18 protein-coding genes, 1 other RNA gene and 1 pseudogene are annotated in these 20,686 nt (G+C 64.4%); 16 read left to right on the plus strand and 4 right to left on the minus strand.

Translation table 11 applies throughout. The features are described from left to right. Positions 1 to 87 precede the first annotated feature (87 nt). The 4 genes from ompA (at position 88) to ssrA (ending at position 2,794) form a co-directional block, all read left to right on the plus strand. Positions 88 to 705: an outer membrane protein OmpA gene (gene ompA / locus ACO1P8_RS09825; RefSeq protein WP_094842938.1), complete on the plus strand. Its 618-nt coding sequence runs from the start codon at positions 88 to 90 to the stop codon at positions 703 to 705. 164 nt (positions 706 to 869) lie between these two features. Beyond that, positions 870 to 1,592, plus strand: coding sequence for a bifunctional 2-polyprenyl-6-hydroxyphenol methylase/3-demethylubiquinol 3-O-methyltransferase UbiG (ubiG, locus tag ACO1P8_RS09830; RefSeq protein WP_486295707.1), 723 nt, complete (start codon positions 870 to 872; stop codon positions 1,590 to 1,592). After that, positions 1,589 to 2,272, plus strand: a complete 684-nt coding sequence (locus tag ACO1P8_RS09835; protein WP_486295708.1) for an HAD-IA family hydrolase — start codon at positions 1,589 to 1,591, stop codon at positions 2,270 to 2,272. The genes ubiG and ACO1P8_RS09835 overlap by 4 nt, the downstream gene beginning before the upstream one ends. 130 nt (positions 2,273 to 2,402) lie before the next feature. After that, positions 2,403 to 2,794: a transfer-messenger RNA gene (gene ssrA / locus ACO1P8_RS09840) on the plus strand. Between the two features lie 269 nt (positions 2,795 to 3,063). On the opposite strand, the gene ACO1P8_RS09845 is transcribed toward ssrA, so the two are convergent. The 3 genes and pseudogenes from ACO1P8_RS09845 to aqpZ all read right to left on the minus strand — a co-directional run bounded on the left by ACO1P8_RS09845 (position 3,064) and on the right by aqpZ (position 7,924). Beyond that, positions 3,064 to 4,977 carry a bifunctional aspartate transaminase/aspartate 4-decarboxylase gene (locus ACO1P8_RS09845; protein WP_486295709.1) on the minus strand — a complete coding sequence of 638 codons (1,914 nt, stop codon included), beginning with the start codon at positions 4,975 to 4,977 and terminating at the stop codon, positions 3,064 to 3,066. 63 nt (positions 4,978 to 5,040) lie between these two features. Next, a pseudogene (gene aspT, locus ACO1P8_RS09850) lies at positions 5,041 to 6,731 on the minus strand (aspartate-alanine antiporter). 446 nt (positions 6,732 to 7,177) lie between these two features. Further along, positions 7,178 to 7,924, minus strand: a complete 747-nt coding sequence (gene aqpZ / locus ACO1P8_RS09855) for an aquaporin Z (RefSeq protein ID WP_486295710.1) — start codon at positions 7,922 to 7,924, stop codon at positions 7,178 to 7,180. A gap of 175 nt (positions 7,925 to 8,099) precedes the next feature. Between aqpZ and ACO1P8_RS09860 the strand changes: the two genes are divergently transcribed. The 9 genes from ACO1P8_RS09860 to ACO1P8_RS09900 all read left to right on the plus strand — a co-directional run bounded on the left by ACO1P8_RS09860 (position 8,100) and on the right by ACO1P8_RS09900 (position 16,281). After that, positions 8,100 to 8,303: a hypothetical protein gene (locus ACO1P8_RS09860; RefSeq protein WP_486295711.1), complete on the plus strand. Its 204-nt coding sequence runs from the start codon at positions 8,100 to 8,102 to the stop codon at positions 8,301 to 8,303. 57 nt (positions 8,304 to 8,360) lie between these two features. Continuing rightward, on the plus strand, positions 8,361 to 9,488 hold the full coding sequence (locus ACO1P8_RS09865; protein WP_486295712.1) for a 3-deoxy-7-phosphoheptulonate synthase: 1,128 nt from the start codon (positions 8,361 to 8,363) through the stop codon (positions 9,486 to 9,488). 147 nt (positions 9,489 to 9,635) lie between these two features. Then, positions 9,636 to 10,154, plus strand: coding sequence for a DinB family protein (locus ACO1P8_RS09870; RefSeq protein WP_486295713.1), 519 nt, complete (start codon positions 9,636 to 9,638; stop codon positions 10,152 to 10,154). A 466-nt stretch (positions 10,155 to 10,620) separates the two neighbouring features. Then, positions 10,621 to 10,902 (plus strand): UxaA family hydrolase, encoded by a 282-nt coding sequence (locus tag ACO1P8_RS09875; RefSeq protein ID WP_094843007.1) that lies wholly within the window; start codon positions 10,621 to 10,623, stop codon positions 10,900 to 10,902. Positions 10,903 to 10,946: 44 nt separating this feature from the next. Further along, positions 10,947 to 12,122 carry a UxaA family hydrolase gene (locus ACO1P8_RS09880; protein WP_094843008.1) on the plus strand — a complete coding sequence of 392 codons (1,176 nt, stop codon included), beginning with the start codon at positions 10,947 to 10,949 and terminating at the stop codon, positions 12,120 to 12,122. 128 nt (positions 12,123 to 12,250) lie between these two features. Then, on the plus strand, positions 12,251 to 13,270 hold the full coding sequence (locus ACO1P8_RS09885) for a Bug family tripartite tricarboxylate transporter substrate binding protein (protein ID WP_486295714.1): 1,020 nt from the start codon (positions 12,251 to 12,253) through the stop codon (positions 13,268 to 13,270). 99 nt (positions 13,271 to 13,369) lie between these two features. After that, positions 13,370 to 14,302, plus strand: coding sequence for a hydroxyacid dehydrogenase (locus tag ACO1P8_RS09890; protein ID WP_486295715.1), 933 nt, complete (start codon positions 13,370 to 13,372; stop codon positions 14,300 to 14,302). A 55-nt stretch (positions 14,303 to 14,357) separates the two neighbouring features. Then, the gene (locus ACO1P8_RS09895; protein ID WP_486295716.1) at positions 14,358 to 15,365 is read left to right on the plus strand and encodes an Ldh family oxidoreductase; all 1,008 of its coding nucleotides are present in this window, start codon (positions 14,358 to 14,360) and stop codon (positions 15,363 to 15,365) included. Between the two features lie 10 nt (positions 15,366 to 15,375). Beyond that, positions 15,376 to 16,281: an NAD(P)-dependent oxidoreductase gene (locus ACO1P8_RS09900; protein ID WP_486295721.1), complete on the plus strand. Its 906-nt coding sequence runs from the start codon at positions 15,376 to 15,378 to the stop codon at positions 16,279 to 16,281. Between the two features lie 4 nt (positions 16,282 to 16,285). Here ACO1P8_RS09900 and ACO1P8_RS09905 read toward each other — a convergent pair whose 3' ends face one another. After that, complete coding sequence (locus tag ACO1P8_RS09905) at positions 16,286 to 17,125, minus strand: ferritin-like domain-containing protein (protein ID WP_486295717.1); 840 nt, start codon at positions 17,123 to 17,125, stop codon at positions 16,286 to 16,288. A gap of 72 nt (positions 17,126 to 17,197) precedes the next feature. On the opposite strand from ACO1P8_RS09905, the gene ACO1P8_RS09910 reads away from it, so the two are divergent. From ACO1P8_RS09910 to ACO1P8_RS09920, 3 genes are all read left to right on the plus strand, one after another. Then, positions 17,198 to 18,337 carry a GNAT family N-acetyltransferase gene (locus ACO1P8_RS09910; protein ID WP_486295718.1) on the plus strand — a complete coding sequence of 380 codons (1,140 nt, stop codon included), beginning with the start codon at positions 17,198 to 17,200 and terminating at the stop codon, positions 18,335 to 18,337. A gap of 126 nt (positions 18,338 to 18,463) precedes the next feature. Beyond that, the gene (locus tag ACO1P8_RS09915; RefSeq protein WP_486295719.1) at positions 18,464 to 20,095 is read left to right on the plus strand and encodes a methyl-accepting chemotaxis protein; all 1,632 of its coding nucleotides are present in this window, start codon (positions 18,464 to 18,466) and stop codon (positions 20,093 to 20,095) included. After that, positions 20,095 to 20,634 carry a chemotaxis protein CheW gene (locus ACO1P8_RS09920; RefSeq protein WP_486295720.1) on the plus strand — a complete coding sequence of 180 codons (540 nt, stop codon included), beginning with the start codon at positions 20,095 to 20,097 and terminating at the stop codon, positions 20,632 to 20,634. Before ACO1P8_RS09915 ends, ACO1P8_RS09920 begins: the two co-directional genes overlap by 1 nt. Positions 20,635 to 20,686 lie beyond the last annotated feature (52 nt).

A 20,686-nucleotide genomic window follows, 5' to 3' on the forward strand; every position in this document is an offset into this window, starting at 1 on the left:
GCGTTGCTATACTGGCCCCGTTTTCCTGATAGCGGCGGGGGTTCGCTGCGAGTCACTTATCCAGCTTCAAGCTCAACGAGGAGAAACATGAACAAACCCTCCAAATTCGCTCTGGCGCTCGCGTTTGCCGCCGTTACGGCCTCCGGTGCAGCCTCGGCCCAGACCGTCGACAACTGGCGCAACCCGTTCGGCAACGTGTGGAAAAACGGCACCAACGAATTGTGCTGGCGTGATGCGTTCTGGACCCCCGCCACTGGCATCCCCGGTTGTGACGGCGTGCCGGTAGCGCAGGCCGCTCCCAAGGCTCCGGCCCCCACGCCGATGGCGTCCAAGGTCGTCTTCAACGCCGACACGTTCTTCGACTTCGACAAGTCGGTCGTGAAGCCTGAAGGCAAGAAGCTGCTGGATCAAGTTGCTCAGCAAGCCCAGACCATCAACCTGGAAACCATCATCGCCGTCGGCCACACCGACTCGATCGGTACCGAGAAGTACAACCTGGCCCTGTCGCAGCGTCGCGCCGCGGCGGTCAAGGCGTACCTCGTCAGCAAGGGTATCCCGGCCGACCGTATCTACACGGAAGGCAAGGGCGAGTCGCAGCCCATCGCGTCGAACAAGACTGCGGAAGGCCGCGCCAAGAACCGCCGCGTGGAACTGGAAATCGTCGGTACCCGTCGCGCTGGCGACATGGGTCAGCCCGCGAAGTAAGCGTAGCAAAAGCTACAATGAAGGGCCTCGCGCAAGCGAGGCCTTTTTTTTCGTCCTTTTTCAGGGACCGCCCCTGTCCTGGGGGGCGGATCGGCCATCGCGAGGGGCGACGCACCGCCCTCGTCCTCTAATATATAGACATCCATCATCCCGCTGTTCCCGCCATGACGCTTACGCCCTCCTCTGCCCCCTCCGCCAACGCCGACCAGGCCGAGCTGGAAAAATTCAGCGCGCTGGCCGCACGCTGGTGGGATCCGGATAGCGAATTCAAACCGCTGCATGCCATCAATCCGCTGCGCCTGGATTGGATCCGCCAGACCGTGGGCAGCCTGGCCGGCAAACGCATCCTGGATGTGGGATGCGGCGGAGGCATTCTGTCCGAAAGCATGGCCGCCGACGGCGCCGAAGTCACCGGCATCGACCTGGCCGAAAAGTCCCTTAAAGTGGCACGCCTGCACGGCCTGGAATCCGGCATCAAGGTAGAGTACCGGGCCGTGCCAGTGGAACAGCTGGCACAGGAGCAACCGGGGCGGTACGACATCGTCACCTGCATGGAAATGCTGGAGCACGTGCCCGATCCTGCGTCCGTTATCCGGGCGTGCTCCGCCTTGGTGCAGCCGGGAGGGTGGGTCTTCTTTTCCACGCTCAACCGCAACCCCAAATCCTTTCTTTTCGCCATCCTGGGGGCCGAGTACGTGTTGCGGCTGCTACCGCGCGGCACCCATAGCTACGAAAACTTCATCAAGCCTAGCGAGTTGGCCGCATCGGCCCGCGCGGCGCAATTGGAGCCCGTAAAGATCGCCGGGATGACCTATAACCCGCTGACCCAGGTCTACGCGCTATCCGCGGACGCATCCGTGAACTACCTGATGGCAACCCGCAAATGACCGCGCTGATCCTGTTCGACTTCGATGGCACGCTGGCCGACACGGCGCCGGACCTGGCCGCGGCGGCCAACAGGCAGCGGCTGCGACGGGCCCTGGAACCCATGCCCTACGAGCTGCTGCGTCCGGTCGCCTCCCAGGGTGCCCGGGGACTGTTGCGCGTCGCGCTGGGCATGATGCCGGACCACCCGGAATTCGAGGAGACCCGCACCCAGTTCCTGGCCGACTACGCCGCCAGCTCAACGGTGCATACGCGCCTGTTTCCGGGCATCGCCGAACTGCTGCGCCATATCCGCGATCAAGGACATGCCTGGGGCATCGTCACGAACAAAGTGACGCACCTGACTTTGCCTATTGTGGAATTCCTGGGCTTGATGGATGCGGCCGCCACACTGGTCTGCGGCGATACGGCGCCCCGGTCCAAACCCTATCCGGACCCCCTGCTGCATGCCGCGCGGGACGCCGGCTATGACGCCGCGCAATGCGTCTATGTCGGCGACGACCTGCGGGATGTACAGGCCGCCCACGCCGCAGGAATGCCCGCTGTCGCGGCGGGATATGGCTATCTGGGCGGCGACCACGACATCACCCTGTGGGAGGCCGACGCCCGGGCAGATTCGCCGGACGTACTGTGGGACGCCATCGAGAGCGTGCTGCCGGCACGCGCCCGTGCAGCGGATTGAGCATCCCGCGGAAGGGCCTTGAAATCCGACGAACTGGCCCAACAACCGTGGAAATCCGGGGCGCGCCGGAGCTCCGCGGCACGGGGAGCGCGGCGCGGGCGGATGGCAATCAGAGTACAATGAAAGTACTGGGGCCGATCCGGATTCGACGTGGGTCGCGAAACAGCGCAGGGCATGCCGAGCACCAGTCAGCTCGTAAATCCACTGGAACACTACAAACGCCAACGACGCGTTCTTCGCTCAAGCCGCTAACGCTTAATGAGCCGCTGCACTGACTTGTCTTTGGGTCAGGCGGAGGAAGGTAAAACTTCCTAGGGGGCAACCCCGAACCGCAGCAGTGTCATCGAACAAAGAATCGGCATGGACTGGGGTCTGACGGTCCGCGCTTAAATCACATGACTCGCTTCGGGCCGGCCTGTCGGTTGGCTAAGTCCGGGGTTAAAACCAAATAGATCGACTACGCATGTAGAACTGCCTGCAGAGGGCTTGCGGACGGGGGTTCAATTCCCCCCGGCTCCACCATAATTCGCAAGAAAATCAAGATACTACAAGATGGCCAGCCTCCGGAGGCTGGCTTTTTTTGGCTGTCTTGGACTCGCTTGGTCACTATCTTGGCAAGCTTTCGGAAGTTGCCTTCTACCAGAATTGTTGTGTAGTTGACTACGGCATAAAGGCGCCTGGATAGCCGGGAGATCGCCAAGGGCGGAGACGTTTCTCCGACGGCGCCGTCCATGTTCGTGGCGTCCTGGCCTGGGGCGCGGCGACTTCCTGGCCGCTTCCTTTGCAGATTCCTACGCCCGCTTCTTCACCGCCTTCTTGGCCGCCTTCTTCGCCGCCTTCTTGGCCGACGCCGGTGGTTGCGCTTCCGCTACCCTTACCTTGGACGTCCGTGCCGCCGTCCTACCCCTGCCCCGCACGGGTGCCGCCACAGGTTCGGGAACCGGCTGGTTCGACGCCACCTTGCGATCCGAAGGCGCCGGCTGCCCACCGACCCCGAGCTGGGGCACGATGCCGCGGGGCGGCCCGGACCGCACCTTCTCGCCGGCTTGCCAGGCGGCCACGTATTCCTTCGCGGCATCCACCATGGCCTGTCCGATATTGGCGTAGTCGGCCTCGTTCAGATTGGCCAGCGACACGCGGATGGACCACGGCGGTCCGCCGAAGCCGCCGCCGTCCATCAAGACCACGCCGGATTTCTCCGCCAGCCGGAACAGGAAGTCGACCGGCTCGTAGTTCTTGCGCATATAATCGCAGAACTTGTCGCCATAGGCGCTCTGGGCCCAAACCATGAAATCCAGCTCGACGTAATACCAGGCGCGCTCCTTGTCTTCGGGCGGCAGCGGTATGCCCAGGCCGCGCCACAACGCGTCGCGGCGGTCCCGCACGATTTTCTTGGTCAGGTGCTTGTAGCTGTCTTTCGGATCCAGTAGATGGGACAAAGCGAAAAATGCCATCTGCACTTGCTGCGGCAGCGACAGGCCCGCAGTATGGTTAAGCGCCACATCCCGGCTGTCTGCCACCATGCGGTCGATCAGCTTGAGCTTTTCCGGTTCCAGCGTCAGCGAGCCATAACGCTCGTGCAGGCGCCTTCGTTCCTTACCCGGCAGATTGCCGATACGCCGATCCATGCGGTTGTCTTCGTGGATGGCGATCACGCCCAGGCGCCAGCCCGTGCAGCCGAAGTTCTTCGAAAACGAATACACGCATATCGTGTTGGCCGGCACCTCGGCCATAAGAGAACGGAAGTTCGGCACGAAGGTGCCGTAGACGTCGTCAGTGACCAGGATCAGGTCGGGGTTTTTCCGGATGATGCCGACGATCTGGCGCATCTCCAAGGCGTTGAAGGCCACAGAGGGTGGATTGCTGGGATTGACCGTGACTGCCATCTTGATCTTGGGATCGGCGAGCTTGGCGATTTCCTCCGCCGGATAGTGCCAATTGTGCGTGCCGTCCGCGCGCAGACTGCTCGCATTGATGGGGACGATTCTGAACTGGAAGCGCTCCAGATGCGAGATCTCGATGTAAGGCGTGAACGTGGGCAGGAAAAGCGCGACCTTGTCACCCTGCTTCAAGAGCCCGTTCTGCTGCAGGCTGTCGAAGATGTAGCACATGGCGGCAGTGCCGCCCTCGACTGCAAATAGATCGAACTTGCCCCGGGGCGGACGGCCATCGCACATTTCTTTCATGAGATAGTCGTGCACCACCTGCTCGGCGTGCACCAGCATGCGGTCGGGCACCGGATAGTTGTCGCCGATGATGGAATCGACCAACTCGTGTATCCACGCGTCGGGGTCGAATCCCTTCTTTACACCATATTCGTGCACACCACGCAGAAAATCGGCGCCAGCTGCCTTTCTGTTTTCGTCCAGGAATCCATGCAGTCGCCCGGCAATGCCCGGTTTTTGCGGCATGCCGGCCATGATGCCGCGGTCGTAGACGCGTCGCGCTTCGGACATGGCGAAGTGCCCCAGCAGGAAGAACGCATCCCGCGGCGCTGTGGCGATCCAGTTGGGATTTCCGCGCCCCGCGTTCAACATGATGGCCGTCGAGGTTTTTTCGCGGTCTCTCGCCAGGTTGATCAGGAAGTCCTTCAATTCGAAGGGCGATAGCTGTTCAAGGTCTTTCTGGCGCGAGCGCGTGGTCTTGAGTGCGGAGGCCAGGTCGGTACGAACAGGCGTGGACAGAGATTTCGCATGCGCGGTCATGTCGGTCTCCGAGGAAAGGAACGTAAAAATGCAATGGATGGACGTTTGCCAGGCTCGGCACGCTCAGGCCATCAGCATGACGATGACGATGCCCCAGATGATCAACAGCGTATTGCCTATCGCGTAGGGGATGGTGTAGCCCAGGGCCGGCACCTGGCTTTTGGCGCTTTCGGTAATCTGGCCGATGGCGGCGGTGGTGGTGCGCGCGCCAGCGCATACCCCCAAGGCAATAGCCGGAAGGAACTTGAAGACGTAACGCGCGAGCGGAACGCCCAGGAGCATGGGCACGGACGTGGCCACGATGCCGGCCAGGAACAGTTTGAACCCCAATTGCCGGAAGCCTTCGACGAAGCCCGGCCCCGCCGAGATGCCCACCACGGCGACAAACATGGTCAGGCCCACTGACGTGAGAAACCAGTGCACCGGCCCCGGCACCCGACCGAACGTCGGATGTACGGACCGCAGATAACCAAAGACAGGCCGGAGATCAATGCGCCTCCGGACGTCGACAAGGTGACGGGAATACCGGCTACTGTGAGCACCAGCGAGCCCAGCAGGCCGCCGATGACGATACCGAAGCCCACGAACACCATATCCGTTTGCTCGGTCGGACGATCCGCGTACCCGAGCTTATCGACCATGCGTTCCACGTCGCGCTTGGCGCCGACGACGAAGAGGTGATCGCCGCGGTCCAGCTTCAGGCCCCAGTTGACCGGCATTTCATGGCCGCCGCGCACTACCTTGCGAAGGAAGACGCCACGACCGAGCGTCGCCTCGGGCAGCTTCGAAATTTCACGCAGCGTCCTGCCGGATAGATGCTTGTTGGTCAGGACGACTTCTATCATCTCGGCAGGCAGGTTGATAAGGTCAGGGTCTTCGACTTCCTGCCCGATGTTGCCCGCGCCTCGCAGCACCAGCACATCATGGCGGCCTGCCACGCCAAGGACGTCGCCCGCTTGCAGGACGGTCGCGGGCCCGGCATCGACGATACCGCCGTCGCGGCGGATACGCTCGACGAACACGCGGTCGTCGCCAAAGCACGCTTCGAGCTCGGCCACGGTCTTACCCATCAGATCGGCCCGGTCAAGCCGGTACACCCGGGCGATGAATTTACGATAGCCGGACAATTCCAGGGAGTCCTGCCCGCCGGACATCTGGGCTTCGTACTCCTGGCATACCTTGACCAGATCGACCCGCATCAGCTTGGGACCGATGCTGGCCAGCAGCCAGGCGCTGCCGATCGTGCCAAAGATATAGCAGACGGCATAAGCAACGGGAATGTTGTTGATCCATTGCGCGCGTGTCGCGCCGTCCACCCGGGTCAGGCCGTTGATCGTATCCGTGGCCACGCCCATCACGGCGGAAATGGTTTGCGCGCCGGCAAGCAGGCCGGCACCCGTGCCGGCATCGAAGCCGAATGCCAGCGCTGTGCCCCACGTGGACAACAGGCACAGGATACATAGGACCACCGCAAACAGGACCTGGGGCAGGCCATCGCTTTTCATGCCACGGAAGAATTGCGGGCCGACGCCGTAACCAAGGCCGAAAAGGAACAACAGGAAGAAGACCTGCTTGATGACGGGCGCGATCTGGATATTCAGCTGGCCGATCAGCACGCCCACCAGCAGTGTGCCCGTCACCGCGCCCAGGTTGAATCCCTTGAATTTCTTGGCGCCTATTCAATAACCCAGTCCCAGCGTCAGGAAAATCGCGAGCTCCGGGTATTTGCGCAGCGTTTCAAAGAGCCATTGCATTGCCTATCTCCCAGGGAGGACAACTATTGGCTGAAAACACATCGAGGGATTACCTGCGCGCTAAGACATGCGGGCAGCCAGGGCGACGGCGGCTAACTCATGATGCCAAGCTGACTGAGGACCGGACCGTGGACCTGCGATGAGGCGATGAGGCATGACGCAAAACTGGGCCATATTGACATAACCACGACTTTGCGATCGGAGCCGGCGTTCCTTTTTTAGTAACTATATCTATGATGCGCGCATTCCGAAAGCCGTGAATGACTCATGTGCCGTGCCATGATCGCCTTATGCTTTCCCGATGGAAAACCAGGGCTTCCCCGGGACCACCCCGGGATGGCACGCAGACGGTGTGTCGGTAGTAAACCGGCCTCGCAGGCCGGTTTACCGAGTGGGCCGTCGGCCATTCCCGTGCGAATGGCCGCGTCGATGAGCAATCCCTGCTTTCACGCCGTGGACGCGGGCGCCGAAGGGAACGCGCCCGCATCGCTGCGCGCGGTGTCCGCCGCGGCCAGATAGCGGTAAATGAGACCGCCCACGATGCCGCCCAAAAGCGGCACCAGCCAGAACATCCACAACTGGCCTATGGCCCAGCTACCCTGGAACAAGGCCACGCCAGTGCTGCGGGCGGGATTGACAGAGGTATTCGTCACGGGAATGCTGATCAGGTGGATCAGCGTCAGGCACAGGCCGATGGCCAGCGGAGCGAAGCCGGCGGGAGCGCGCTTGTCCGTGATGCCGTGAATGACGATCAGAAAAAAGGCCGTGAGGACGAATTCGGCGACCATGCAGGCGATCAGGGAGTAGCCGCCCGGCGAATGCGCGCCATAGCCGTTGGAGGCGAATCCGGCGGTGGGATCGAAGCCTGTCTTGCCGCTGGCGATGGCGTAAAGCACCGCCGCCGCCGCGATGCCGCCCACCACTTGCGAGACCACGTAAGGCAGTATGTCCTTGGAGGGAATACGGCCGCCGGCCCAAAGACCCACGGTGACGGCGGGGTTGAAATGCCCGCCTGAAATATGGCCGACCGCATAGGCCATGGTAACCACGGTCAGCCCGAACGCCAGCGCCACGCCGGCGAAACCGATGCCCAATTGGGGATAGGCCGCCGCCAGGACAGCGGAGCCGCACCCGCCCAGTACCAGCCAGAAAGTACCCAGGAATTCCGCCAAACACCGCTTGCCCATTGTCATCTCCTGAAGAACTGACCGCCACGCGCCGCCTGGTCGCAGGAAGTCGCGAGCGCAGTGGCATCGAGGATCGCCATCCGCGGACGACCGGCGTCAGTAGCCGGCCAATCCGGCGGAATAAGGCAACATAGCAGCGTGAAAACCGGGCTGGGTGTACATAAACGGTAAGAGAACTTGTATGGAACCGGCTTTCCGATATCGGCTGTCGGATCCGCCCCCGGATTTATTTCGAATCCGCCTCGGCCTTTCGCTTTTTTTGTTTGCTTTTGCCTGGTGTTCTGATTTTCTCGCCCAGTATGCATCGGTTCGCCGCCAAAACCCGGCCCATACGGTTTTCGACGCAATCCGCGGGCTGCTCCCTGTTTTAAACCCCGAGGCATGACTGCCCGCTACTGCGGGACGAGAGTGCAATAATCGTAGTCTTGCCCTGGAGAATGCCTTGAACCGCCTGGATGACCCTTTACACGACCGTGAGATCGGCAGTGCCGACTCCACCATGGATACCACCCGCATCGATGATGTGCGCATCGGCGCGGTACGCCCGCTGATCTCTCCCGCCCTGCTGCTGGACGAGCTGCCCGTTTCGCCCGGAATACAGGATTTGGTGGAAGGTACGCGCGCGTCGATCGCCGACGTGCTGCACGGGCGGGATGATCGGCTGGTCGTCGTGGTGGGCCCCTGTTCGATTCACGATCATGACCAGGCAATGGACTATGCTCGCCTGCTGAAATCGGCCGCCGATGAATTGAAGGAAGACCTGCTCGTCGTGATGCGGGTGTATTTCGAGAAGCCGCGAACGACGGTGGGCTGGAAGGGCTATATCAACGATCCGCGGCTGGACGGCAGTTACCGCATCAACGAGGGTCTGCGGCGCGCGCGGGAACTGCTGCTGGATATCGCCGGACTGGGATTGCCCACCGGTACGGAATTCCTGGACCTGCTCAGCCCGCAATTCATCGCCGACCTGATCGCCTGGGGCGCGATCGGCGCGCGGACGACGGAAAGCCAGAGCCACCGCCAGCTATCTTCGGGATTGAGCTGTCCGCTGGGCTTCAAGAACGGCACGGACGGCGGCGTGCAAATCGCGGCGGACGCCATCGTCGCCGCGCGCGCCAGCCATGCCTTCATGGGCATGACGAAAATGGGCATGGCGGCAATATTCGAAACGCGCGGCAATGACGATACCCACGTTATCCTGCGCGGCGGCAAGCAAGGGCCGAACTATGACGCCGCCAGTATCGCGGCCTGCTGCGATATCCTGAAGCGCGCCGGCTTGCGGGAACAGGTTATGGTGGATTGTTCGCACGCCAATTCGAACAAGTCGCACAGCCGGCAGGTCGATGTGGCGCGGGATGTCGGCGAGCAGATCGCCGGCGGCGATCGGCGCGTCGTCGGCGTGATGATAGAGAGCCATCTGGAAGAAGGCCGGCAGGACCTGAAACCTGGCATCCCGTTGCGCAGAGGCGTGTCCATTACGGACGCCTGCCTGGGGTGGGCGCAAACCGAGCCCGTGCTGCGGCAGCTCGCACAGGCTGTGCGCCAGCGCCGGGCGGGGACGGCCCGCTAGGCCAGGGCGGCAATCGGTAGAGTCCACACTGTGGAGTTTCGGGGAGGGCAATGTGGCGCCCGCATAGGGCGACATTCCCTTTGACAGTTGGCGTACAGCTTGGCGGCGTATGCTGGCCGGCATCGGATACCGTGCCAGGAGCCCGACATGCTTACCCCGACATCCGCCCGCATGCTTGCCGATTACAAGCGCTGGGCCAACCGCGAAACCTTCGCGATCGTGATGGCGCTGCCAGCCACGGAGATATACAAAGAGCGCGTTTCGCTATTCAAGAGCTTCGCCCACTCGCTGAACCACACCTATGTGGTCGACCGCATCTGGCAGGCTCACATCGAGGGCCGTGAGCACGGCATTCCGGCGCTCAATACCGTCACCCATCCGGATATCGAGGACCTGTGGACGGCGCAGCAGGAAATTGACGAGTGGTACATCGCCTGGGCAGGCTCGCAGACCGAGACCTCGCTGGCCCGCGAGAAAGACTACGCGCTGATCGGCGGCAATACGGGCCGCATGTCGCAGGGAGAGATCCTGATGCACGTGGTCAATCACAACAGCTACCACCGCGGCTTCGTCGCGGACCTGCTGACGCAAATGTCCGCGCCGCGGCCGAGTGTCGATTTGCCTGTATACAAGCGCAAACTGGCGGAGCGCGTGGTCCATTCCTGATGCCTCTCCGGGTCAAGCTCCGGGTACGGGCATCCCCCCCGGCGTCGGAGTGATCTTCGAGAACAGGAAGATCCGCCGCGGATCTGGCGCGGAAGACCGGCCGCGGGCCTGAAGGCGCCACCCATCCCGGCAACGCCTTGCCGCCGCATCGCGCCTGGACCCGAAGTGTTGCGCTCCCGGCGTGCCCTCGGTGTCGGCGAAGCCCGCCACATTCCACCGACGCCGGCCTACCCTTCCCGCCGACTCGACCCGCCTGGCCCACGCAACGATCGTCTACGGTCCTTGCCGCCGGCGCTCCGCCCCCCCTGAACGCGCGCCTCCCCCAACCCGTCCCCATCGCGACCTGGCAATTCATATATATGATTTGGTTGACATGGATGAAATTCGAAAATAACATCGTCGGCACGATCAACAGCGGGCACGGCGCCAGGACGCAGGCGACCGTGCCGCCACCAGGAGGAAACTCATGATTCATGCCGTATTGCACGACGCCAAGGACACGGTGGCGGTGGCCGTGGTGGAGGGCATCACCGCGGGCACCGATCTCAATGCCTGGATCATGGATGAGGACAAGGTCATCCAGGTCAAGGCCAAGCAGGATATTCCCATTGGGCACAAGGTCGCGATGAAGGACATGAAGACCGGCGACACGGTCTTCAAGTATGGCGTCGATATCGGCAAGGTCGTGGCCGACATCCAGGCAGGCCAGCACGCGCACGTCCACAACATCAAGACAAAGCGCTGGTAAGCCGCCGCGTCCCTCCTCATTCACGCCTGCCCAAGGAAACACTCATGGCTGTCATTTCCGCATCCACCACCTTCCGCGGCTATCGCCGCGACAACGGCCGCGTCGGCGTACGCAACCACGTCATCGTGCTGCCCGTGGACGACATTTCCAATGCCGCGGCCGAAGCCGTGGCCAACAACATCAAGGGCACGATGGCCCTGCCCCACCCCTATGGCCGCCTGCAGTTCGGCGAAGACCTGGAACTGCACTTCCGCACGCTGATCGGTACGGGCTGCAACCCCAACGTTGCCGCCGTGGTCGTCATCGGTATCGAAGAGGGCTGGACCAAGCGCATCGTCGATGCCATCGCCAAGACCGGCAAGCCGGTGGCGGGTTTCTCCATCGAATTGCACGGCGACCATGACACCATCATGCGTGCGTCGAAGGCCGCCAAGGAATTCGTGCACTACGCCACGTCGCTGCAGCGCACCGAATGCCCCATCAGCGACCTGTGGGTCTCCACGAAGTGCGGCGAATCGGATACGACTTCCGGCTGTGGCGCCAACCCCACCGTGGGCAATGCCTTCGACAAGCTGTACCCGCTCGGCACCACGCTGGTATTCGGCGAAACGTCCGAACTGACGGGCGGCGAACACATCGTGGCCGAACGCTGCGCCAACGACAAGGTGCGCGAGCGCTTCATGTTCATGTTCGACCGCTACCAGGCCATGATCGATCGCTGGAAGACCAGCGACCTGTCGGAATCCCAGCCCACCAAGGGGAATATCGCCGGCGGCCTGACGACGATCGAGGAAAAGGCGATGGGCAACATCCAGAAGATCGGCAAGAAGTGCCGCGTCGACGGGGTGCTGGACAAGGCCGAAATTCCCGATCACTCGGGCCTGTGGTTCATGGATTCGTCCTCCGCCGCGGCCGAAATGGTCACGCTGTGCGCGGCCTCCGGCTACGCGGTCCACTTCTTCCCCACCGGCCAGGGCAATGTGATCGGCAATCCCATCCTGCCGGTCATCAAGATCTGCGCGAATCCGCGCACGGTGCGCACGATGTCCGAGCACATCGACGTCGATACCTCGGGCCTGCTGCAGCGCGAGATGGATCTGGACCAGGCTGGCGACAAGCTACTGGAATGCATGTTGGCGACCATCAATGGCCGCTGGACTGCCGCCGAAGCGTTGGGCCACCGCGAGTTCGTGCTGACGCGCCTGTTCGAAAGCGCGTGACCTTCCGTCTGCCGGCGTGCAGCCGCCGGCATCCCTAGGCGTACCGGCCCGCAGATGGCCGGACGCTGCCCCGTCCGCCGGACGCCCCGCGTCCGGTGGCGTTCCCCCTTATCGGAGGAGACACCCCCATGAAACGTGTACCCGCGGATCTGCCGGTTTCGGCTACCCGTCGTTCAACCCTGGGCGCGCTCGGCGCCGCCGGCCTGACCCTGATCACGCCGTTCTCCAAGGCATGGGCGCAAGGCGACAAGTGGCCGCCCAAGCCCATCAACTATGTGGTTCCCTTCCCGCCCGGCGGCTTGACCGACGTCGCCGCACGGCAGGTCGCCAAGGCCGTGTCGTCATCCGAAGGCTGGAATGTGGTCATCGAAAACAAGCCCGGCGGCAGCGCGAATATCGGCGCGGCCTATGTGGCGCGCGCCGAACCCGACGGGTGTACGTGGCTGGCCATGACGATGTCCCACGCAGCCAACGCCACGCTGTTCAAGGGTAAGGCGGGCTATGACCTGATGACGGATCTGGTGCCCCTGGCCGAGATCGCGTCCTCGCCGATGATGATCGTGGTCAACCCCAAAAGCGACATCAAGACGTTGGCCGACCTGACCAAGGCCGCCAAGGCCAAGCCGGGCAGTTTGTCCGCGGGCTCCAGCGGCAATGGCACGCCGCCGCATCTGACGCTGGCGCTGTACCAGCAGCTAACCGGCACCAAGCTTCTGCATGTGCCGTACAAGGGCGGTGCGCCTTCGCTGACCGACCTGATCGGCGGCCAGCTGGATGTGATTTTTTCCAACTACCCCGAGTCCCTGGCCTATGTGAAAAGCGGCCAGCTGCGCGCGCTGGCGGTGACCACCAAGCAACGCAGCCCGGACCTGCCCAACGTGCCGACCGTGGCCGAAGCGGGGTTGCCGGACCTGGTCGTGGAGAACTTCACCGGCGTCATGGTTCCCGCGCATACCGATCCGAAGCTGATCGAACGCATCGGCAAGGCCATCGAAAAGCAGGTGCAACAGCCGGAGATGCAGAAGACCCTGACGCAACTCGGCTTCATTCCGCGGCCGCGCGGGCCGGAGGAATTCAAGCAGTACCTGGCCGGCGAAGTGGCCCGCTGGGCCAAGACCATCAAGGAGGCGAATATCCAGGTCGGATAAGCCGCCGCGCTGCCTTCACCCCGGCGGTTGCTTGCATCATCGCTTCCGCCGTTGCTTCCGTCATTGCTTTCTTTGTCGACTTTGCGAGCGAGTCACCCTATGCATATCGTTATTTCCGAGTTCATGGACACCGACGCGGTGGATCTGCTGCGCCGGGATTTCCAGGTCCGGTATGAACCCGACCTGGTGGACCGGCGCGCCGATCTGCTGAAGGCGGTCGCCGGTGCCGATGCCCTGATCGTGCGCAACCGCACCCGTGTGGACGGCGAGGTGCTGGCCGCCGGAAGCGGCCTGAAAGCCGTGGGCCGGCTGGGCGTGGGCCTGGACAATATCGATGTGGCGGCCTGTCGCGAACGCGGCATCCACGTCTTGCCCGCCACGGGCGCCAACGCGCGGGCCGTCGCGGAATACGTGGTGACGAGCGTGCTCGTCCTGACACGCGGGGTATATCACAACAGCGGCCAGGTGGCGCAAGGCGCCTGGCCGCGCACCGCGATGTCCAACGGCCGGGAAGTCGAAGGGCGGACATTGGGCATCGTGGGGTTTGGCGGCATCGGCCGCCTGACGGCACGCCTGGCGCGCGGCCTGGATATGCGCGTCGTGGCTTACGATCCCATGCTGCAGGGCAATGATCCGGTCTGGAAGGAAACCGGCGTCGAACCGGCGGCGGACCTGGCCGGCCTGCTCGCGCGGTCGGACGCCGTCACGCTGCATATTCCGCTGACCGACGGCACGCGCAATCTGTTCGATGCGTCCCGCATCGCTGCGATGAAGGATGGCGCCGTGCTGGTCAATACCGCGCGCGGCGGCATCGTCGACGAAGCGGCGCTGGCGCAGGCCTTGCGCGACGGCAAGCTGGCCGGCGCGGCCATGGACGTGTTCGGCGAAGAACCCCTGCCCGCGGGCAGCCCGCTGGCGGGCGCGCCGAACCTGATCCTGACGCCGCACGTGGCGGGGCTCAGCGTCGAGGCCAATACCAGGGTCTCCGATATGGTCGCCCAACGCGTGGCGGACGTTTTGAAGCAAGGCTGAGACAATAGCGCGGCAACAGGGCAACACAGCAACACAACGATTTCGGGAAACGACGATGGCGACCATGCAACTCGATGCTTTATATGAACTGGCCGTGGCCGCGCTGCAAGGCGCCGGCGCCAGCGGGAAAATGGCGGCCGATACGGCGCGCGCGCTGATCTACGCCGAGGGCCAGGGCATCGCCTCGCACGGGGTTTCGCGCGTACCGTTCTACGCCACGCACCTGCGCAACGGCCGAGCCGACGGCCAGGCCGTTGCCCGCGTCGTCCACGAACGCGGCGGCGCGGTGCTGGTGGACGCGGCCGACGGCCTGGCCTTTCCCGCCTGCGCCCTGGCCATCGAAGAGGCCATCAAGCGCGCGCGGGAACATGGTGTCGCGTTTGCCGGCGTCCGCAATAGCCATCACTTCGGTGTCGCGGCCTACCACCTGGACGCCGTCGCCCGGGCGGGCATGGTGGGCCTGGCCATGGGCAATTCGCCGTCGGCGATGCCGGCCTGGGGCGGCAAGCGTGCGCTGTTCGGTACCAATCCCATCGCCGCGGCCTTCCCCCGCCGCGATGCGCTGCCGCTTGTGATCGACCTGTCGCTATCGGAAGTGGCGCGCGGGAAACTGATGGTGGCGGCGCGCGAGGGCAAGGAGATCCCCTTGGGCTGGGCGCTGGACGCGGATGGCAAGCCCACCACGGATCCCAAGGCGGGACTGGCGGGCAGTATGCTGCCGATGGGCGGCGCCAAGGGCGCCATGCTGGCCTTGACCGTCGAACTGCTGGCCTGCGCGCTGACCGGCGCCCATTTCGGCTTCGAGGCGGATTCGTTCTTCACCGAGGAAGGCAACCGGGCCCGCATCGGCCAGGCCTTTCTCGTCATCGATCCGGGCGCGCTGGCGGGGCGCGAAGCCTACCTGGAACGCGTCGAGACGCTGGTATCGGCTATGCTCGCGGACGAAGGCGTACGGCTGCCCGGCCAACGCCGCGCCGGGCTCGAGCAGAAGGCGCGCGAACAGGGCATCAATGTGCCCGACGCCTTGCTGGCGGAGATGAAGCAGCTGGCGGGACGGGCCTAACCCGGAGACTATCGTCATGACGCAAGCCGGCAAGACCCGTATCGGCATTATCGGCGTGGGCCAGATGGGCCACGGAATCGCGTTCAATATCGCCAAGGCGGGCTACGCCCTGGTGTTCCTCGACCATCCCGGCAATCAGCCCGTGGACGACCTGCTCGCGCAAGGCGCGACCCGGGCCGCCACGCCGGCGGCGGTCGCGCGGCAGGTGGACATGGTCATCCTGTGCGTGACCGGCACGCCGGAAGTGGAGGATGTCCTTTTCCGCGCCGAAGGCGTGCTGGCCGGCCTGCAGCCGGGAACGGTAGTGATCGACTGCTCCACCGCTATTCCTTCTTCGACCCTGAAGGTCGCGCAGGCGGTCGAAAAGGCAGGGGGACTCTTCCTGGACGCGCCGATGACGCGCACGCCCAAGGAGGCCGCCGAAGGCCGGCTCAACCTTATCGTCGGCGGAGACCCCGCGGTATTCGAGCGTTGCAAGCCGGTGCTGCAAGCCTATGCGGAAAACATCGTCCATGCCGGACCAGTCGGTTCCGGCCACCGCCTGAAACTGCTGCACAACTACGTATCGCTGGGTTTTTCCGCGGTGCTGGCGGAAGCCACGGCCTGCGCGAAGCGGGCCAATGTGGATTCCGGCGTGCTGCTGGAAATCCTGGCCAAGGGCGGCGGCGATGGCGTGGTGCTGGGACGCCTGCGCCCTTACATCGAATCCGGCGATACCGGGAACTTCCGCTTTTCCATCGCCAATGCGCTGAAGGACATGGGGTACTACACCACCATGGCCCAGGAAACCGGCGCGCCGCACGGCACGGCGCAGGCCATCCGCGATACCTATGCCGACGCCAGCAAGGCGGGTATCGCCCAGGCGCCGGTACCGGAAATCATCGACTACCTGGCCGGCCACACCCGCGCGCGCTGAGGGTTCAACCAGGCGGCGCGGCCAGGATGGCGAGCTCCGCCTCGTCGAAACCGGCCGCGCGGCGCGCCGCCAGATTGAAGGGACCGCGCTGCCGGGGTGCCGCGTAGCGCGCCGCCAGTTCGGCGTGCCAGGCAACGCTATCCTTGCCCTGCGCCAGGCAGAGATGCCGCCACCAGCGATTGCCGATGGCGACATGGCCGATCTCGTCGCGCAGGATGATTTCCAGGATCGCCGCGCCAGCCGCGTCTCCGGCCGCGAGCAGCTTGTCGCGGATGGGCGGCGAGGCATCCAGGCCGCGCGCCTCGAGGATACGCGGGACCAGCGTCAGGCGTGCCGCCAGGTCGGCGCCGGTCTTTTCCGCCATCTCCCATAGCCCGTTGTGCGCGGGGAAATCGCCATAGGTATGTCCCAGCGTGCCCAGGTGGCTGTTCAGCAGTTGGAAATGGCTGGACTCCTCTTTGGCGACGCGCAGCCAGTCCCGGTAGAAGTCCGCCGGCATGGCGGCGAAGCGCCACACGATGTCCAGGGCCAGATTGACGGCGTTGAATTCGATATGCGCCAGGGCGTGGATCAAGGCGGCCCGCCCCCCCGCGGTACCGACCGGACGCGGCTTGAGCCGGGCGGGAGCGACCAGTTCGGGGCGCGCCGGCCTGCCGGGCAAGCCGGCGGGGCAGGCCAGCAGCGCCTGGGTATCGATCGGCCCGTCCGTGGACATGGCGTCGACGGCGCGCACCTTGTCGGCCCAGTCCGCCAGCGCCAGGGCGTGCAGTGCCTGGCCGCGCAGCTCCGGGCCCGGCGCCGGACCGGGCGCCGGAACGGAAAGATCGGGTGCGGCGTCGTTCATCCCGCAAGCGTACCGGAAAAGCGAACCGCCGGCCGGCTGGCCTATACTGCACGGGCTTCGATGCTGACCGCCATGACCGCTGACATACGCCTTCAAGTCCTTGAATCCCTTAGCGACGTGGACCCGGCCCAATGGGATGCGGTGGCGGGCGGGCAGCCTTTCCTGCGCCATGCCTTCCTGGCGGCGCTGCACGATACCGGCTGTGCCGCACCCGACACCGGATGGTCGCCGTTCTACCTGGTCCTCTGGCGCGGCGGCACCCTGGCGGGCGCCATGCCGCTGTACGTCAAGTCTCATTCGCGCGGCGAATATGTGTTCGACCAGCTATGGGCCGATGCCTTTGCCCGCCACGGCCTGCGGTACTACCCGAAACTGCTTTGCGCGGTGCCTTTTACCCCGGTCACGGGGCCGCGCCTGCTGGCGGGCGCCCATGAGGATCGGGTCCGCCTGGCGAAGGGCGCCATCGAACTGGCCGCGCGGCTGAAGCTGTCTTCGCTGCACGTGCTGTTCCCCTCCGAAGAGGATGCCGTCGCGCTGCGCGAGGCGGGCTATATGGTGCGCCAGGGCGTGCAGTTTCACTGGTGCGACCAAGGCTATGGCGACTTCGACGGGTTCCTGGCGTCGCTGAACCATGACAAGCGCAAAAAACTGCGCCAGGACAGGAAACGCGTCGCCGCGGCGGGCGTCACCTTCCGCTGGCTGCGCGGCGCCGATATCGACGACAACGCCCTGCGCTTCTTTCATGGCTGCTATGAAGAGACCTACCGCAACCATTGGTCTTCGCCGTATCTGAGCCTGGATTTCTTCCGGCGCGTGCACCGCACCCTGCCGGATGCCCTGGTCCTGATCGAAGCGCGCCGGGACGGCGAGCCCATCGCGGCTGCCCTGAATATCACCGACGGCACCGCCTTGTACGGCCGCCACTGGGGTACCCGCGCGTTCGTGCCGGGGCTGCATTTCGAAACCTGCTACGTGCAAGGTATCGAATACTGCCTGGCGAATGGCATCGAACGCTTCGAAGGGGGCGCCCAGGGAGAACACAAGATGGCCCGGGGGCTGCTGCCGGTACCGACATGCTCGGCGCATTGGATCGCCGACCCGCGCTTCGCCGATGCCATCGCCGCCTTCCTGGACCAGGAAGGCGCCGCCATGGGAGATTACCGGGAGGAGCTGGCGGCCCATACGCCGTTCAAAAACAACGGCGAAGCGTGATTTCGGGCCTGTAACCCGCCCTGGAGCGATCCTTGCTTGAGTTCCAGCACATCGGCATCGTATTGTGTCAAGTCGGCTCTGCAAGACAAAATTCAAAAACCCTCGCAACAAACTAGAAAAGTCCGTATGAAGAATCAATCTTTGAAACGGCGTATATACGCGAGCTTCGCGGCCATCCTGGCCGTGATGCTGTTGATGGTGGTCGTGGACTACATGCGCCTGCTGGCGATCGATGAAGAAGCCCAGGGATTGAGCCAGGACTCCTTGCCCGGCCTGCGCTACAGCATCGGCATGCGCGATAGCTGGCGCGATGTCTTCGAAGACCTTCGAGAGGGAGTCAGCAGGCAGAACGAACAGACCGGCACCGACGCCACGGCATCCCTGCGCGCCACGCTGACCCGGGCGCGCACCCAGTTGGACGCCGCGATGCGGGCCTACGAGGCCACGCCATTCGTCGACAACGACCGCGCGGTCTACACGGAGTTCCAGGGTACCGTGGACGCCTACCGCAAGATCGAGGACACGGTGTTCGCAGCCCTGCAGAACGGCGACCCCGCCCGCGCCCGTGCCCTGCTGCGCGAACAGCTGGAGCCGATCTTCCGCAACGGCATGTCGGTGACCGACAGGATGCTGACGGACAATCGCACCCGCGCCGAGTCCTCCACCGCGCAGATCCTGACCGCCCTGCGGCACGCGGAAGGCATTGTGCTGGTCGGCCTGGTCCTGGCGCTGCTGGTGGCCGTGCTGGCGGGCATCCTGCTGATGCGGGCCATCGACGGGCCCATGCAACGTATCGTCGCCGTCCTGGGGGCCTTCGGCGCGGGCGACCTGAACAGCCGCTTGAACCTTGGCCGCCGCGATGAATTCGGCGCCATCGAAACGGGCTTCAATCGCATGGCCGACGAATTGACCGAGCTCGTGGGCAAGACGCAGCGTTCCGCCATCCAGGTGGCTACCTCGGTCACCCAGATCGCCGCCACGGCCAAGGAACAACAGGCGACGGCGTCCGAAGTGGCGGCGACCACGACGGAGATCGGCGCGACCTCGCGCGAGATCGCCGCGACGTCCCGCGACCTGGTGCGCACCATGAACGAAGTCTCGGGCGCGGCGGACCAGACCGCGACGCTGGCCGACGAGGGCCATCACGACCTGGTGCGCATGGAGACGACGATGCGCAGTGTGGTGGATGCCGCCGGCTCGGTCAACGCGAAGCTTGCGGTCTTGAACGAGAAGGCAGGCAACATCAACCAGGTCGTGACCACCATCAACAAGGTGGCCGACCAGACCAACCTCTTGTCGCTGAATGCCGCGATCGAAGCCGAAAAGGCCGGCGAATACGGGCGCGGCTTCGCCGTCGTGGCCACCGAGATCCGCCGCCTGGCCGACCAGACCGCGGTCGCCACCTACGATATCGAGCAGATCGTGCGCGAGATCCAGTCTTCCGTGGCGGCGGGGGTCATGGGCATGGACAAGTTCTCAGAAGAAGTCCGGCGCGGCATGACCGAGATGCAACAGGTCGGCGAGCAGCTGGCGCAAATCATCCAGCATGTGCAAACGCTGGCGCCTCGTGTGCAGATGGTCAATGAGGGCATGCAGGCGCAGGCAACCGGTGCCGAGCAGATCAACCAGGCCCTGAGCCAGTTGGCCGACGCCACTCAGCAGACCGTGGAATCGCTGCGCCAGTCCAGCGTGGCGATCGACGACCTGAATACGGTCGCGGGCGAATTGCGCGGCAGCGTTACCCGGTTCAGGATGTGATGACCGCCCAAACGCGTGCTTCCGGCTCCCTGGCATCGGCCGGCCCCGGCAAGCGCGGGCGCCGGCTGTTCCTGCGGTTCGACATCGCCGGCGATCGCTACGTCCTGGCCGCGTCGGAGATCGTGCGGATGCTCCCGGTCACGCCGCTAAAAAGCCTGCCCGGCATGCCGGCCTGGGTCGCCGGCCTTCTGCGCTACGGCGATACGCCGGTGCCGGTGATCGACATCCGCGCGCTGGCGCTGGGCCAGGCGTCGACCGCCCGCGCCAGCACGCGCGTGGCGGTGGTGCACTACCGCCTTGCCGCCCGGGCACCCGCGCCTTTGCTCGGACTGCTGTTGGAACACGCCACCGAAACCGTGCATTACGACTCGGACGACTTCGTGCCGTATGGCCTGGATAATCGCGAAGCCCGCTACCTGGGCCCCGTGAGACCCGACACGCACGGCCTGATGCAATGGGTCAAGGTCGAGGACCTGCTGCCGCCGACCGTGCGGGAACGGCTGTTCCAGGATGCAGCGCCGGGGAGCGCCGAAGCATGAGCATGGACGGGTTCGCCGCGCTGCTCAAGCGCCGCATGGGGCTGGATGCCGA

This window comes from Bordetella sp. (assembly GCF_057362025.1).